At 63.7% G+C, this 15,585-nt stretch carries 13 protein-coding genes and 1 pseudogene; 11 read left to right on the top strand and 3 right to left on the bottom strand.

Features of this window, described 5'->3' with window-relative positions; genetic code table 11:
* Positions 1–32 precede the first annotated feature (32 nt).
* Positions 33–1,214 carry a glutamine-hydrolyzing carbamoyl-phosphate synthase small subunit gene (gene carA / locus SA87_RS06390; RefSeq protein ID WP_066200915.1) on the bottom strand — a complete coding sequence of 394 codons (1,182 nt, stop codon included), beginning with the start codon at positions 1,212–1,214 and terminating at the stop codon, positions 33–35.
* 353 nt (positions 1,215–1,567) lie between these two features.
* Here carA and purF point away from each other — a divergent pair, with 353 nt between their 5' ends.
* Both purF and SA87_RS06380 read left to right on the top strand, forming a co-directional pair.
* On the top strand, positions 1,568–3,007 hold the full coding sequence (gene purF, locus SA87_RS06385; RefSeq protein WP_082718412.1) for an amidophosphoribosyltransferase: 1,440 nt from the start codon (positions 1,568–1,570) through the stop codon (positions 3,005–3,007).
* Between the two features lie 116 nt (positions 3,008–3,123).
* Positions 3,124–3,537 carry a thiol-disulfide oxidoreductase DCC family protein gene (locus SA87_RS06380; protein WP_156423604.1) on the top strand — a complete coding sequence of 138 codons (414 nt, stop codon included), beginning with the start codon at positions 3,124–3,126 and terminating at the stop codon, positions 3,535–3,537.
* 19 nt (positions 3,538–3,556) lie between these two features.
* On the opposite strand, the gene SA87_RS06375 is transcribed toward SA87_RS06380, so the two are convergent.
* Complete coding sequence (locus SA87_RS06375) at positions 3,557–4,021, bottom strand: hypothetical protein (RefSeq protein ID WP_066200867.1); 465 nt, start codon at positions 4,019–4,021, stop codon at positions 3,557–3,559.
* Between SA87_RS06375 and SA87_RS14365 the strand changes: the two are divergent.
* The 9 genes and pseudogenes from SA87_RS14365 to gltB all read left to right on the top strand — a co-directional run.
* A pseudogene (locus SA87_RS14365) lies at positions 3,996–4,345 on the top strand (DUF488 domain-containing protein); the annotation flags it as partial. The gene SA87_RS06375 and the pseudogene SA87_RS14365 sit on opposite strands and share 26 nt — an antisense overlap.
* A 166-nt stretch (positions 4,346–4,511) precedes the next feature.
* Positions 4,512–5,015: a gamma-glutamylcyclotransferase family protein gene (locus SA87_RS06370; RefSeq protein WP_082718411.1), complete on the top strand. Its 504-nt coding sequence runs from the start codon at positions 4,512–4,514 to the stop codon at positions 5,013–5,015.
* A 35-nt stretch (positions 5,016–5,050) separates the two neighbouring features.
* Positions 5,051–5,872, top strand: a complete 822-nt coding sequence (locus SA87_RS06365; RefSeq protein ID WP_066441942.1) for a Cof-type HAD-IIB family hydrolase — start codon at positions 5,051–5,053, stop codon at positions 5,870–5,872.
* A gap of 220 nt (positions 5,873–6,092) precedes the next feature.
* Complete coding sequence (gene pabB / locus SA87_RS06360; RefSeq protein ID WP_156423607.1) at positions 6,093–7,508, top strand: aminodeoxychorismate synthase, component I; 1,416 nt, start codon at positions 6,093–6,095, stop codon at positions 7,506–7,508.
* A 3-nt stretch (positions 7,509–7,511) separates the two neighbouring features.
* A complete protein-coding gene (locus SA87_RS06355; protein WP_066200858.1) occupies positions 7,512–8,099 on the top strand; it encodes an anthranilate synthase component II in 588 nt (195 codons plus the stop codon).
* A 12-nt stretch (positions 8,100–8,111) separates the two neighbouring features.
* Entirely contained in the window at positions 8,112–8,303 is a 192-nt protein-coding gene (locus SA87_RS06350; protein ID WP_066200855.1) for an aminotransferase class IV, read from the top strand.
* Between the two features lie 352 nt (positions 8,304–8,655).
* Positions 8,656–8,895, top strand: a complete 240-nt coding sequence (locus tag SA87_RS06345; protein WP_066200849.1) for a 2-amino-4-hydroxy-6-hydroxymethyldihydropteridine diphosphokinase — start codon at positions 8,656–8,658, stop codon at positions 8,893–8,895.
* Between the two features lie 53 nt (positions 8,896–8,948).
* Positions 8,949–9,821: a diaminopimelate epimerase gene (dapF, locus tag SA87_RS06340; protein ID WP_342669833.1), complete on the top strand. Its 873-nt coding sequence runs from the start codon at positions 8,949–8,951 to the stop codon at positions 9,819–9,821.
* Between the two features lie 547 nt (positions 9,822–10,368).
* Positions 10,369–15,123 carry a glutamate synthase large subunit gene (gene gltB / locus SA87_RS06335; protein ID WP_082910491.1) on the top strand — a complete coding sequence of 1,585 codons (4,755 nt, stop codon included), beginning with the start codon at positions 10,369–10,371 and terminating at the stop codon, positions 15,121–15,123.
* Between the two features lie 129 nt (positions 15,124–15,252).
* Here gltB and SA87_RS06330 read toward each other — a convergent pair whose 3' ends face one another.
* On the bottom strand, positions 15,253–15,447 hold the full coding sequence (locus tag SA87_RS06330; protein WP_066200847.1) for a hypothetical protein: 195 nt from the start codon (positions 15,445–15,447) through the stop codon (positions 15,253–15,255).
* Positions 15,448–15,585 lie beyond the last annotated feature (138 nt).

Here is a 15,585-nt window from a genome sequence, read left to right as displayed (position 1 = left end):
CTCCTCCTCACGCCGGATCTTCTGCTCTGGCGCTATTTTTTTCGGTCCAGCTCCGTCAGGAAGCGTTCAAGCAGATAACGGGATTCCTGCGGGCCGGGGGAAGCTTCGGGATGATATTGGACCGACCAGATGGGGCGCTGAGTGTGCATGATCCCCTCCACGGTGTGATCGTTCAGGCTGCGATGGGTGACGACGACCTCCGGGGGGAGCGAGGATTCCTCAAGGGCATAGCCGTGGTTATGGGAGGTGATGTAGATCCGGCCCGTGAGGCAGTCTTTAACCGGGTGGTTTGCGCCCCGGTGGCCAAACTTGAGCTTGATGGATTTTCCGCCCAAGGCCAACCCGATGATCTGCTGGCCCAAGCAAATGCCAAACAACGGGACGCCCGCCTCCATGAGCGTCCGAGCGGTGGCCACCCCTTCGCGCACGTCTTGGGGATCGCCGGGGCCGTTGGAGAGCAGAACCCCCGCAGGCTCCAGGGCCAGAATCTCTTCGGCGGTGGCGGTGGCCGGCACCACGGTCACCGGGTATCCGAGATCGGTCATAATGCGCAGGATGTTCCGCTTCACCCCGAAATCGACCACCACGACCCGCGGTTTCCGTCGGCGGCCGTCTTCAGGCTCCAGGTGGTAGGCGGTTGGGGTGGTGACCTCCAAGACCGGACGGGAGAGAACGAACGCTTGAGCTTGGTGCTGAAGTTCCGCCAGCCACCTCCGAAGGGAAGGGGGGAGATGGGGGATCCGCCACTGACCATCAAGGGCGAGGAGCCCGCCGCCCTCCCCGAGCTCTTGGTCGGCCTCGGCGGGACCTTCGTTGGCGGTCGCCAGCACGCCCCGCAGGGTTCCTTTCACGCGCAGGTGTCGCGTGAGTGCCCGCGTGTCAATACCGTATAGGCCCGGGATTTCGTTTTGGGCGAGGTATTCGCTGAGCGTCTGGTTGGCCTGCCAGTGGCTGGGATCCATGCAGAGTTCCTTCACGACAAAGCCCCGAACAAAAGGTTGTCGGGACTCGAAGTCTTCCGGGTTGATGCCGTAGTTCCCCACGAGGGGGTAGGTCATGACAACGATTTGCCCTGCGTAGGAGGGGTCCGTGAGAATCTCTTGATAGCCGGTCATGCTGGTGTTAAAAACGACCTCACCGACGTTTCCGCGCGGAGCCCCAAAGGCCTCTCCTTGGAAAACGGTGCCGTCTTCAAGAACAAGGTAGCCTTTCATCGACTCATTCTCCTCGGCGCTTGATCGCTCGGGGCGGACTTGCATAAGTATTACATCGCCCTCCCCACGAGTATACCACCCATCTGCATAATGTCAAGGATAAACTTCATAACTATGCAATTACCGATTTCTGGTATTCCGGGTCCGGCATCGAGGGGAAATCACGAAGCGAGGTCTTTACATCCGAACAATAGACAGAAGGAGAAGAAAAACGTTCGATATTTCGTTGACTTTCCTCGGTCGTCCTGTTACACTTTGACCGGAAGGGACGGCGGCAGACGGCCGTGGGGTTGAGGTCACCAACGGAGGGGTACGAGAGGCTCGCCTTGCGTAAGGAGGAATAAACCTTCATCATGCGCGTGCGGACGGAACGGATCGGAGAACGGTCACCGGACGCCTGGGGCGTTGAAGGGGCGGATCGGGAACTGAGCGAAGAATGTGGCGTGTTCGGGATCTGGGGCCATCCTGAGGCGGCGCAGTTGACCTATTACGGGCTCCTTGCGCTGCAACACCGGGGGCAGGAAGGCGCGGGCATCGTCACCTCCGATGGACGCCGTTTCGCCGTCCATCGCGGGCTCGGGCTGGTGACGGAGGTGTTCCATTCTGACCATTTGCAGAGGCTTCACGGGGATCGAGCCGTTGGCCACGTCCGCTACCCGACGCATGGGGGCAATCGGCTCGAAAACGTTCAGCCTCTGGTGTTCAACTACCGCGGCGGCGAGCTGGCTGTGGCCACCAACGGCGCGCTGGTCAATGCAGAGGCGCTCAGGCATCGTTTGGAGCAGCAGGGTTCGATTTTTCAGTCCTCCAGCGACACGGAAGTGATGGTCCACTTGATGGCCCGTTCCGACCGTGGCGAGCTGGTGGAGGCCGTCAAAGAATCGCTGCGGCTGCTCATCGGGGCTTACGCTTTTTTGATCATGACCAATGAGAAGTTGATCGTGGCGCGAGATCCCAACGGTCTACGTCCCCTTTCGCTGGGCCGGCTTGGAGAGGCGTATGTCTTTGCTTCGGAGACCTGCGCCTTGGATGCGGTCGGCGCCGAGTGGATCCGGGATGTGGAGCCGGGCGAACTGATCGTGGTCGACCGGGATGGTCTTCGCGCTCAGCGCTTTGCCCCCGCCGACAGGCGGGCGATTTGCGCTTTTGAATACATTTATTTTGCGCGTCCGGACAGCAACCTTGAAGGCGTGAACGTGCACGTGGCGCGCAAGCGGATGGGAAAACGGCTGGCGGAAGAGGCCCCGGCGACGGCGGATGTCGTGACGGGGGTTCCCGACTCCAGCATTTCGGCGGCCATCGGCTTTGCCGAAGCCAGCGGGATCCCTTATGAAATGGGGCTGGTGAAAAATCGATACGTCGGTCGGACCTTCATTCGGCCCGATCAGGCCATGCGCGAGCTCGGCGTCAAGATGAAGCTTATGGCGGTGCGCAAAGTGGTCGAGGGCAAACGCGTGGTGATGGTCGACGATTCGATCGTCCGGGGAACGACCAGCCGTCGGATCGTACAGCTGTTGCGGGATACCGGCGCAAAAGAGGTGCACGTCCGCATCAGTTCGCCGATGGTCAGGCACCCCTGTTTCTACGGCGTGGACATCTCTACGCGGGAGGAGCTGATCGCCGCCGACAAAGAGGTGGAGGCCGTGCGGCGAGCGATCGGCGCGGACAGCCTGGCTTTTTTGAGCCTCGAAGGGCTGCTCGATGCGATTGGCCGGGCGGATCCGCCGTCCGGCCTGTCGCGAGGCTACTGTTTGGCCTGTTTTACGGGGGACTATCCGACGGAGCGCGTTTGATGCGTCCAGGCAGGTGAGGCGCTCTGCCGTCGTCCGGCCGGAGGGATCGGCGACGCCGGGCTTCCCACCGTTCGGAAGCGAGGACGAAGCGAGGACGGCGAAGGCTGGGTCGATCCGTGAAGCGGCAGTTTTTCCAGATCACCGTGTTTGTCGACGGGAAGTGCGCTCTATGTCGGCGAATGGGCCTCTGGATCCGTTGCCTGGACTGGCTTGGCCTGTTCCGGGTGACGTCGTATCATGAAGATGCGCGCTTTGCGGATTACGGGCTGAGTTTTGAGGCGGTGAATCGAGAAATCCATACGGTAAGGCAACGAGGAACGCGTCTGCAGATTGACGGCGGTTTTGAGGCGGTACTCGTCATCTTGAAATACCTGCCGCCGCTCTGGCCCCTCTTGCCCTTCGCCGTCTTGTTGCGGTGGCTCGGGCTGGGGCCGGTGCTCTACCGCCGGTGGGCGGAAAACCGGAGGGTTTTTGTCGGAGGAGCGTGCGAAGACGGCTCATGTCCCGGCGTCCGGGGAAGAAAAAGGTGATGCTTGGCGGTCTTGTTTTTCAATTACAAGAATTAAATGGGTCTTCGGCATCGGGCAAACGGTCCGCGATCGCGCCCAACAACCACAACGCGGCCAACGTCGACGCCCACGGGCGGCGCCTGACCTCCCACTTGCCGAGCAGCGTACCGGAAAAATAGATGAAAAAGAAGATCGAGAAGAAACTGACCGATAACCATTTTGGTATGCCGAATAAGGCATTTATGAAATATCCCATCACGAAGCCACCAATCGTCGATACGCCGAGAATCAACGCCAGGGCCACGAGGACCATCGAGCCGAGAAACACGATGAGGAGCCCTTTAAGGATCGTCGCAAACATGCCGACACCCCCGCCACAATGGTACAGCAAACGGGCGCTGGAAGAAAGAAGAGGCGGCGCGTGACGCAACCCGCCGGCATTGTCCGGCCGCGCCAGGAGGTGGGTAAAATCTGCGGCGATGAGGAAGGGAAGAAGTTTGCGCATCGCCTTGAAGCGCGTTTATGACCCGCCGGTGGAATGCAGCGGTACGCGTGCGCCCGTCGATCGCCTTTGGCCGCGAGGACTGCCCCAGGTAAAGGCGCGCGTCGACGTGTGGCTCAAAGCCATCGCGCCGAGTCCCGAACTCGCCGCTGGTTTGCCCGTCGGCCGGCGCGTGTTGAGGCGTTCCGCGCTCGGTATGAAGCAGAGCTCGCGTCGGACGGTGCGCGAATCCGCGCGGTCCGTGAGCTCCTCGCGCTGGCCGAACAAGGGCCGCTCACTTTGCTTTGTGCCGCCAAGGATCCGCAGCACAACCATGCCCGCATCCTGTACGACTGGCTTTGGCGCACGTCTCTGGAGTATCGGCCAATCGATTGCGTCGTTTGCGGTGTCGGGACGCTCACCCGACCTCCGCAACCCGACGGTCGTGCGGCCGGGCCGGAAATGGTAAGCTTAGGAAGCGGAATATTCCGGGTGCGCCGAAGGGGGTGGCGGGATGCGAAAACGAGCCGTCGACCCGTGCCGGGAGGAGAAGTCTCCGCGTCGAGAAGGGGAACGGGTGTTCGTTTATGGCACGCTGAAGCGAGGCAGCCCCTACCACGCGCTCTATCTGGCCGGGCGCGGCCGGTACCTTGGCCCCGCCCGCGTCTCCGGCGAGCTCTGGGACACGGGGTGGGGTTACCCGGCCCTGGTGCCTGGGGCCGGATGGGTGTACGGCGAGCTTTACGGCGACCTCGGGGCGGGTGACCTAGCGCGGCTTGACGAGTGGGAAGACCATCACGGCCCCCATTGCGCGAACAACTTGTACGAGCGGGTGCGGCGCACGGTGTGGTGGACGGACGCCGAGGGTCGAGCGCGTCCCGTGTGCGCCTGGGTCTACGAGGCCGCGCCGCGCCTGCGAGCGCACCTCATCCGGCACGGCCGGAGGGTGGAAAGCGGCGTGTGGCCTGCGGCCGGGAAAGAGGAGGGGACGGAGTCGGACGGGGCGGTTCGACGGTGAATGGAAGGGCCGGACCGGAGGGAGGAAGAGAGGCGGTGGAGATCCGGCTGCTGGTCAGCGACATGGACGGGACGCTTTTGGACGAAGAGGGTCGGATCAGCGAGGAGAACCGCGAGGCCATCGCCTGGTTCTGCCGTCAGGGAGGGCGGTTTACGCTCGCCACGGGGCGCATGGAAGCGGCGGTGGTGCCGTATTTGAACCGGGTTGGGGTCAACGCCCCGCTCATCTTGTACAACGGTGCGCGCATCGTCGACATGCGGACGCGCGAGGTGCTGTGGGAGGCGTTCTTACCGTTTGAGGCGTACGAGCTGGTGGAAGCCGTGCGCCAGGCGTTCCCCGGCGTAAACACGGTGCTCTATCACCGCGGCGTCGCCTACGCCTACCCGTACACCGCGCGTGTCGGCGCTCATGAACGAAAGGACGGCGTCGCCTGCGCGCCTCTTGACCGACTGGCCGATTTGGCGCCGGGCCTTCTGACCAAGGTGCTTTGGATCATTGAACCGGAGCGGATCGAAGCCCTCAAGCGCTGGGTTGAGGAACAGGGGTTAGACGTGCAGATCATACAGTCCGATGTGGACTACCTCGAATGCGTTCCGCAAGGCGCGACGAAAGGGGACAGCCTGGCGCGCTTGGCCGAGCGACTTGACCTCCCGTTGTCGGCGGTGGCGGCCATCGGCGACAACCTGAACGATTACGAGATGATCCGGCGTGCCGGTTTCGGCGTCGCCGTGGGCAATGCCCATCCGAAGCTGAAGGAAGTGGCCGACTGGATCAGCCCCCCTCACGGCGAGCATGCCGTAGCCGCTTGCATCGCGAAACTGCAACGCGAAGGGTGGGTCGCCGGTGCTCTGCGTTGATCGCCGGTCGGAAGGCCGGCCGCCTGCTCTGCCCTGCGGGCGACGTTCGTCGCCCCGGGGCCCGAAGCGCGTTCCCGAGACGAGGAGACGACGGCGGGAGGCCGTTGCGCTGTCGCCGGACTTTCGGCATACTCCATGGTGAATTCTTGTGGAGCGTGAAGTGGGCGTGGGGCTTGTGGACGAAACCACCGTTGACCTGGATGCCGGACGGTTCGACTGCGTGCCGGTGGTGTGGCGCCTGCCATGGGACGGGACCGATCCGCTGGTGTGGTACGAGCGGCTGGCGGCGGATGCGCCGGCCAGTTTTTTCCTCGAAAGCGGTAGCCGGGGGCGGTACACCTTTTTCGGCTGCGGCGCGTCTCTCGTGGTGGGCAAGGGCGACGTCTTGGCGGTGACGCGGGGCGGGAAAGCGGCGCGGTGGCGCGGAAACCTCCTCGCACGGTTGCGGGAGGTCCTCGCCGCGCGCCGCGCGCCGAGATGGCCTGGGCTGCCGCCCTTTTTTGGCGGCTTCGTCGGGTACGTGGCCTACGACGCGGCGCGGGCCATCGAGCGCCTTCCCGCGCGGGCCGTTGACGATCTGGCCCTCCCTGAGGTGTACCTGATGGAGGCGCGCGAAGTGGTGGCTGTCGACCATGAGGCGCGCGACGTCTACCTGATCGTCTGTGCCGATCCCGCCGAACCGGGCGGATGGACCGCCGCCCGCAAGCGCCTGGAGCGGCTGGCCGCGCGCTTGGAACGGCCGGTTGCTGCCGACGCGCTGTACGCCTGGCGGCCGGCCGCTAAGGCGCCGGAGCCGCGCTACTCCTTTACCCGCGCCGGCTTCGAGGCGGCGGTGCGCCGCGTGCAAGACTACATCGCGGCGGGGGACGTGTTCCAGGTCAACCTCTCGGTGCGCCGCAGCCAGCCCCTTGAGGTTCCGCCCTACGCCGTCTACCGCGTCCTGCGCCGGCTCAACCCCTCGCCGTACATGGGCTATTTGCGTTTTCCCGATCTCGAGATCGTCTGCGGCTCGCCGGAGCTGCTCGTTCGCGTCACGGGCGAGGAATTGGCCACGCGGCCCATCGCCGGCACGCGGCGGCGGGGGTCGACGTCGGAAGAAGACGAGGCGCTGGAGCGGGAGCTTTTGGCCAACGAAAAGGAGCGCGCTGAACACGCGATGCTCGTCGACCTCGTGCGCAACGACCTGGGGCGCGTGGCAGTCTACGGCACGGTGCGCGTCGACGAGCTGATGGTCGTCGAACGCTATTCCCATGTCATGCACCTGGTGTCCCACGTGCGCGGCCGGCGACGGACCGACGCCGATGCCGTCGACGTTCTGCGCGCCGTTTTTCCCGGCGGGACCATCACCGGGGCGCCGAAAGTGCGGACGATGGAGATCATCGAGGAGCTGGAACCCTTCCGCCGCGGTCCGTACACCGGGTCGATCGGCTGGTTCGGTTACCAGGGCGACATGACCCTCAACATCGTCATCCGCACGCTGGTGGCCAAGGACGGCTGGGCCCACGTGCAGGCCGGCGCGGGCATCGTCATCGACTCGCAGCCCGCCGCCGAGTACGAGGAATGCCTGAACAAGGCGCAGGCGTTGTGGCAGGCCGTGGAGGAGAGCCGAGCCGAGGTGGGCCGGAGAGGGGGATGAGCGCTGGTTCTCGTCATCGACAACTACGATTCCTTCACGTACAACCTGGTCCAGTACTTCGGAGCGCTGGGGGCCGAGGTCCGGGTGTTCCGCAACGACGCCATCACCCCCGAGGAAGCGGAGCGCCTCACCCCACGCTACCTTGTGATCTCGCCCGGGCCGTGCACCCCGAACGAGGCGGGGGTGAGCCAGGCCATGATCCGCCATTTCGCCGGCAAGGTGCCCATTTTGGGCGTCTGCCTCGGCCACCAGGCCATCGCGCAGGCCTTCGGCGGCCGCGTGGTGCGCGCCCGGCGCCCGATGCACGGCAAGACGTCGGAAATTGTTCACGACGGTAAGACGTTGTACAAGGGCCTGCCTTCCCCCTTTGTGGCCACGCGCTACCACTCGCTCATCGTCGAGGAGGAAAGCCTGCCGGACGTCTTTGAAGTCAGCGCCCGCACGGTGGAAGGGGAGCTGATGGGGCTGCGCCACCGGAGGCTGCCCCTCGAAGGGGTGCAGTTTCACCCCGAGTCCATCCTCACCGACAGCGGCATGGATCTGCTGCGCAACTTCCTCGACGCTTACGCCGGCGTCGCGAAAGGCGCGTGAGGCGGTGATCGTGTGGATCGACGGCGCTCTGAAACCGGTCGATGCGGTGCGCCTCTCGCCGCTCGATCTCTCGATCACGGCTTTCTGGACGGGGCGTCCTTCTTCGAGACGCTGCGCACCTACGGCGGGCGGCCTTTTCTCCTCGCCGACCACCTGGCCCGGCTGCGGCGCGGCATCGAGGCGGCGGGCATCCGCTGGCGATAGGACGAGGCGGCCATTGCCCGGGCCATCGGCGACGTGCTGGCGGCGAATGGGCTGGATGAGGGCGTGATTCGCCTCACCGTAACCGCCGGCGAAGGGCCGTAGGGGTTGACCGCGGCGCCCTACGAGAAGCCACTTCCCTCCACCCTTGAGGCGTGGCAGGAAAGAGGGCGACCTCTCGTTACGGTCTCCCTCCCACGCAACAGGCCGGTGGGGCGGGAGCGGTACAAGGCGCACGGCTTTCTCAACAACGTCCTGGCGCGGCGCGAGCTGGGCGACCGGGACGCCGAGGGGCTGATGCGGACGGCCGACGGGCGGGAGGCCGAGGGGATCGTCAGCAACGAGTTTCACGTCAATGCGGCCATACCCGGGGCCGCGCACCCTCGACCTCGTTCTGCTCCTGTCCGGCGACGCGCGCATCGCCACAGCGCGCCTTAAGGTCCCGCACCCACGGATGGCGGAGCGGGCGTTCCTCCTCGTGCCCCTGGCCGAGGTGGCCCCGGACCTGGTCATCCCCGGAACGGGGCGAAGCGTCCGCGATTGGGTTCGCCTCGGGAGGGCGAAAAAGGTGAGGCGATGGAACCCTGTGTTATGAAATTTAGACGAATGGGTTTATGACCGATCCATGTGCGAGAAAGGAGTCAATCGATGATTGCGTTCACAAAGATGGAAGGTCTTGGAAATAGCTACATCTTCATCAATAATTTCGAAACACAGGTGCCCGAGGAACGGCTGCCAGAGCTAGCCAAGCTCGTCAGCGACAAGAACTTTGGCATCGGGAGCGACGGCCTCATCGTGGTCCTCCCCCCAACCTCCCCAGACCACGACTTTCGCTTTCGCATCTTCAACGCCGACGGGTCAGAAGCGGAGATGTGCGGCAATGGGATGCGCTGTTTCGCCCGTTTCGTCTACGACAAAGGCCTCACCCGGAAGACTCGTTTCCCGGTCCAAACCTTGGCGGGGACCATCATTCCGGAACTTTTCCTCGGAGAAAACGGGGAGGTTGTGGCGGTCAAGGTCGACATGGGCCCGCCTCAACTGCACTCAACGAAGATCCCCATGACGGGTCCTGAGCGGGAGCCTGTGGTGGACGCAGAGCTGGAAGCGGAAGGGCACCGGTTCGTTTTTACCGCCGTGTCCATGGGAAATCCGCACATCGTGATCTTTGTGGACGACGTTGAAGCGGTGAACTTGGCGTACTGGGGCCCCCGGCTGGAACATCATCCGCTTTTTCCGCGGCGGACCAACGTCCATTTCGTCCAGGTCCAGGATTCGAGCCATCTTCTCATGCGGACCTGGGAGCGCGGGTCGGGCATTACCCTTGCGTGCGGAACCGGCGCCTGCGCCGTCCTGGTGGCCGCCCATCTCAAGGGATTGGCGAACCGGGCGGCGACGGTGCATCTTCCCGGAGGGAGCCTGCATGTCGAGTGGGCGTCTGACGGCCATGTGTACATGACGGGACCGGCCAACTATATCTGCGAAGGTCGGTTCCTGCGTTCCATGACGGCCACGTTGACGTAAGGCGAACGAGCTCTTCGCGGCGTCCGAAGGCGATTGCTTTCGCGCCGGATACGGCGGACAGGTCGCGACCGCCATCGAACTTGAGCGTCTGCCGTTTAAACCGGCAAAAGGGAAATCCGGTGTCGTGAAGGGGACGTTCTCGAGGGCGTGATGCTCGGCAGAGGTGTGGAAGTGAGGATGGGCGGACGGCTGTGGCTTTGCGGTTCCGGGAATAATCTCATTTAGCGATTGTTTTCATCGAAGATCTCTATTGATTCGATTAATTGGCTTCGCTAAAATTTAAACCACGCGTCGATGAGGGTTTCGGATACGACATCCCGGCGCCAGGGTCTCGGATCGTCGGAGGGATTCCTTCGTTGTCCTCCGGCTTCGGCGGCCAGCGCCGGCTTCATGAAGTGTCGGACGCGCGAATTTGGCACGCGCGGGATTCGATCCAAATCGGAGAAAGCCGGGTTTATGCGTTTTGCGCAAGGCTTCAGGGCCGCGAACCGTGGGGCAGGCATGAGCCTTCACTTGAGGAGTTCAAAACAAAGGGGGTCCGCCCACCATGTTGCGTTGCCATACCCGCAAGCCGAGCTGTGACGTTTCGGTCACGGACAAGACGTCCCGTGACGCCCGAGAGGCGCGCCGTTCGAACGATTCCGTAGGGCGGATCTCGCTCCCTGAGCATGACGCCTGCGGCGTCGGGTTTATTGCCGCCGGTGACGGGCGCCCGTCCCATGAAGTGGTGCGCCTCGGACTCACGGCGTTGTACCGCTTGCGCCACCGCGGAGGCGTGGCGGCTGACGGTCTGACCGGCGACGGTGCCGGCGTTATGACGGAAATCCCCCACAAACTCCTCCAACATGAACTGGCCGGCCACGCCCTGCGTCTCCCGGAAAGAGGCGACTACGCTTTGGCGTTCTGCTTTTTCCCTCGCGAGGCGAGCGCCCGTGCCCGCGCTCAACGTCTGTTTGAAGAAGCCTGCGCGCGCTACGGGTTGACCGTCCTAATCTGGCGAAGCGTACCGGTGGACGAGTCCGTCCTCGGGCCCATCGCCGCCGCCGCCCGACCTGACCTGTGGCAAGCGGTGATCGTCCGCCCGGACTCGGTCCCCGCGGGCCGCTCTTTCGAGCGAACCTTGTACCTGGCTCGGCGGGAATTTGAGCGGGAGGCGGAACGGCAGCCATGGGGATCCCAGGACGCGTTCGGTCATGCCACGGCCGGGGGGACCCCCGCAGGAGAGAGCGCCCCTTACGTCGTCTCTATGTCTTCGAGGACGGTGGTCTATAAGGGCTTGCTCTTGGCGGACGATGTGGATCGGTTTTATCTCGATCTCCGGAATCCGGAATTCGAGACGCGTTTTATCCTTTTTCATCAGCGCTACAGCACCAACACGACGCCCACCTGGAAGCGGGCTCAGCCGTACCGGTTGCTGGCGCACAACGGAGAGATCAACACCCTCCAAGGCAATGTGAACGGAATTGCCGCGCGGGAACCGCTCCTGTCTGTTCCAGATTGGCCGGAGGCCACGCGAGAACGGCTCTTGCCTGTCATCGACGCGGGCGGTTCCGATTCGGCCATGCTGGACAACGTGGCCGAGCTGCTGACCCTTGCGGGCCGCGACGTTCGACACGCGTTTCTCATGCTGGTGCCTGAGGCTTGGGAAAAAGTTCCTGACCTACCGGAGGAACTCAAAGATTTTTACCGTTTCCACGCTTGCCTGTCGGAGCCGTGGGACGGGCCGGCCGCGCTCGTCTTCAGCGACGGCCGCTGGGTAGGGGCGCGACTGGACCGCAATGGGCTGCGGCCCATGCGCTACACCGTCCTCGACGATGGGATGGTGGTGGCCGCTTCGGAGACCGGTGTGGTCGATGTCGATCCGCATCGGGTGCGGGAGCACGGGAAGCTGGGGCCCGGCCAGATGATCGCCGTCGACCTGGAGACGGGCCGGTTCTACCATGATGAGGAAATCAAAGCGGAGCTCGCCAAACAAAAGCCGTACGGCGAGTGGGTGCGGAGCGGCATCCGCACCTTGAAGGCGTCCGGCGCCGTCGGGAACGCGTCCGCCACCGCCAACGCCTCCGCTTCCTCGACGCCGCTTTCTCGCCTGATGGCGGTCTTCGGTTTTACCAAAGAAGAATTGACCGTCGTCTTTCAACCCATGGTGGAAAACGGCAAGGAACCGGACGGCTCCATGGGCGACGATACGCCTCACGCCGTCTTTTCGCAGGTTCACCGGCCCTTGCACCACTATTTCAAACAGCGTTTCGCGCAGGTGACCAATCCCCCCCTCGATCATTTGCGGGAAGAGCTTGTCTTCTCCCTGACGATCCACCTAGGCGCTCGGCCCAATCTGCTCACAGAAGCGCCGGAGCATGCGCGAATGATCGAACTCTCGAGCCCGGTGCTGACCGACGAACAGTTGGCTCGTTTGAAAGCTTTGGGCGCTCAAGACCCGCGGTTTCGAAGCGCGGTCCTGGAGATGCTTTTCCCGGCCGTCGGTCCCGACGCGCTTGAGCCGGCGGTGGCGGAGTTATGCCGGCGGGCCGAAGAGGCCGTCGACAACGGTTGCACGATCTTGATCTTAAGCGACCGAGGGATCAGCGACCGGCAGGCGCCCATTCCGTCCCTGCTTGCCACCGGCGCCGTCCATCACCACCTGCTGAGGGCGGGCAAGCGGGCGAAAGTTTCCCTGGTGGTGGAAAGCGGTGAGCCGCGCGATGTTCACCATTTTGCCACCCTGATCGGTTACGGCGCCGCCGCCGTCAATCCCTACCTCGCGCTGGCCGCCGCGCGGGAGTTGGGAAACGAGGCGAACTTTATCCGCGCCGTCGAGGGCGGCCTCAAGAAGATCATGTCCAAGATGGGCATCTCGACGTTGGATGCCTATATGGGCGCTCAGATCTTTGAGGCCATCGGCCTCGCCCCCGAAGTGCTCGAGCGGTGCTTTACCGGAACGCCTTGCCAGGTCGGGGGCAACGGTTTTCGGGAGCTGGCGGAGGACGTCCTCTACTGGCACAGTCTTGCTTTTTCGGAGGAAGCCGGGGCGTCCGATCGGCTTCAGAAGGAGGAGGACGCGGTCGAGGGCGACGGCGCTTCTTCCAGTGTGATTGCCGGGGCCGTCAAGGGCTACGGGTTCTACAAGTTTAAGAAGGATGGCGAGGTCCACGAGTTCAATCCAGAGGTTGTGCGGGCGTTGCACAGGGCGGTGCGGGAAAGGCCGATTCGGCCGGAGGAAAAAATGGCCGAAACGAGCGACCTTTACCGCCATTTCAGCCGGCTGGTGCACGGAGGTCCGCCAAGCCAGATCCGGGATCTCCTGGACTTTCGCTCTGACCGGCCGCCGATTTCGGTGGACGAGGTCGAACCGGTGGAGGAGATCGTTCGCCGCCTGTCCACAGGCGCCATGTCCCTCGGGGCACTGTCGCCGGAGGCCCATGAAACGTTGGCCATCGCCATGAACCGGTTGGGCGCCCGTTCCAACTCCGGCGAAGGCGGAGAGGACCCGTCTCGTTACGGCACGGAGCGCAACAGCGCGGTCAAGCAGGTGGCCTCGGGCCGCTTCGGCGTCACGCCGGCTTATCTGGCCTCGGCCATCGAGCTCCAGATCAAGATGGCCCAAGGGGCAAAACCCGGTGAGGGCGGTCAGATTCCGGGACATAAAGTAACAGAATTGATTGCCCGTCTGCGTTATGCGGTGCCGGGGGTGCCGCTGATTTCGCCGCCGCCTCATCACGACATCTACTCGATTGAAGATCTTGCGCAGCTGATTTATGACCTCAAGCAGGCCAACCCCAAAGCCTTGGTCTCCGTCAAGCTGGTCGCGGAGACAGGCGTGGGCATTATTGCGGCCGGTGTGGCGAAGGGGTATGCCGATATCGTCGTCATCAGCGGGCACAGCGGCGGTACGGGGTCCTCTCCGCTGAGTTCCATCAAGCATGCCGGCCTGCCCTGGGAGCTGGGACTGGTGGAGACCCAGCGCATGCTGGTGGCCAACGGCCTGCGTTCGAGGGTCACCGTTCGGGTAGACGGTGGATTGAAAACGGGCCGCGACGTGGTGATCGCTGCCCTCCTGGGAGCCGATGAATACTCTTTTGGCACCTCGGCGATGGTGGCCGAGGGATGCCAGATGGCGCGGGTGTGTCACACCAACACCTGCCCGGTGGGCATCGCCACCCAGCAGGAAAGGTTGCGTCAGAAGTTCCCGGGCACGCCGGAACACGTGATCACGTACTTCCTTAACGTCGCCCAGGAAGTTCGGGAGATTCTCGCCAAGCTGGGTTACCGGAGCCTGGACGAGGTGATCGGCCGTTCGGACCTGCTGGTTCAGCGGCCCACCGGCCTTCCGCGAATCGACCGGATCGACCTCGGAGCGCTTTTGGTGCCGGCGGCGTCCTTGGCTGGAGACGCGACGGCGGTCATGCGCCGCACGCAGCTCTCCAACCCCTTGCCGCCGGAAGACGCCTTGGGCCGTCGGATTGCCGAGGAGCTGCGTGACGCGATCGAAGAAGCCCGGCCGGTGCAGCGGATCTACGAGATCCGCAACACGGATCGCACGGTGGGCGCGACGGTGGCCTGGGAAATCGCCCGGCGATACGGGGATCGGGGGCTTCCGCCGGGCAGCGTGCGCCTCGAGTTCCGCGGTGTGGCGGGGCAGTCATTCGGCGCTTTCTGCGTAAGCGGAATGAGCCTGAAGTTGGTTGGACGGGCCAACGATTACGTCGGAAAAGGCATGGCGGGCGGTGAGATCGTGATCTGCCCCGAGCCAGGCGCACCGACCGCGCCGGAACGGAACGTCATTGTAGGCAACACCGTCCTCTACGGCGCGACGGGAGGAGCCTTGTTCTGCGCCGGGGCGGCGGGCGAGCGTTTTGCTGTCCGCAACAGCGGCGCCGTCGCGGTTGTGGAAGGAGTCGGCGACCACGGGTGTGAGTACATGACGGGCGGCACGGTGGTGGTGCTGGGACGCGTAGGACGTAATTTCGGCGCCGGCATGACCAACGGAAAGGCCTTCGTTTACGACCCGGAGGGGTTGCTGTCGACGCGTTATCATCAGCCCTCGGTGCGCATCGAGCGCCTTCCCGGCACCGCCGGCGAGAAAGACGGGAAAGAAGGGATCGTCGAGGAGCTGCGGGCGTTGATCGTCGCCCACGCAGAGCGCACGGGGAGCCCGCGGGCAAAGGAGCTTCTGAATCGCTGGGACGAGGTGCTTCCTCATTTCTGGCGCGTGATTCCTCTGGCGGCGGAGGCGACGGCCGGCCAAGCCGGGGAAGTCGCGAAGCGGCAATCGGCGGTTGTCGCGTCCGGAAGCGACCGGTGATCTTTTTGGGAATGAAAAAAGGGATGGAATGTTTGTGCGATGTTCCATCCCTTTCTTTATTTGTTTCATGTTCCCGCTTCTTTCTTCATTCCCGCTGCTTCGCCTGCCGGAAGGTCGCGGCGCGAGAGATCAGAGGATCGACACCCGGTAACGTCGCATCCACACATCCACCTGGATCAAGTAAGCCAAAAGCTGCGGGCGCCGCATGAGCTGGCCAAACCATGGCAGGTCGAACTCTTCGTCCATGCGGGCCAGCTTCCGGACCGCCGGAACGTTCAAAAGAGGCCGTAGCGGAGAGGAAAGATCTTCAAGAAGCTCCTCCACCCCCGCGCGTACGGATCAAGTCCAGTATCATGTGTAAATTGCCCTCTTCGGCGAATGAAAGGACAGGTCACTCAGGCATTCACAACGTGCAGCATGGCCGGCTCAGTGGATTTCTGTTGTTCCTTCTTCCACTGCCAA

It is taken from the genome of Hydrogenibacillus schlegelii (assembly GCF_001653195.1).
Taxonomy (GTDB): domain Bacteria; phylum Bacillota; class Bacilli; order Thermicanales; family DSM-22653; genus Hydrogenibacillus; species Hydrogenibacillus schlegelii.
Note: the sequence above shows the minus strand (reverse complement) of the source record. Positions and strands in the feature narration are given on the sequence as shown.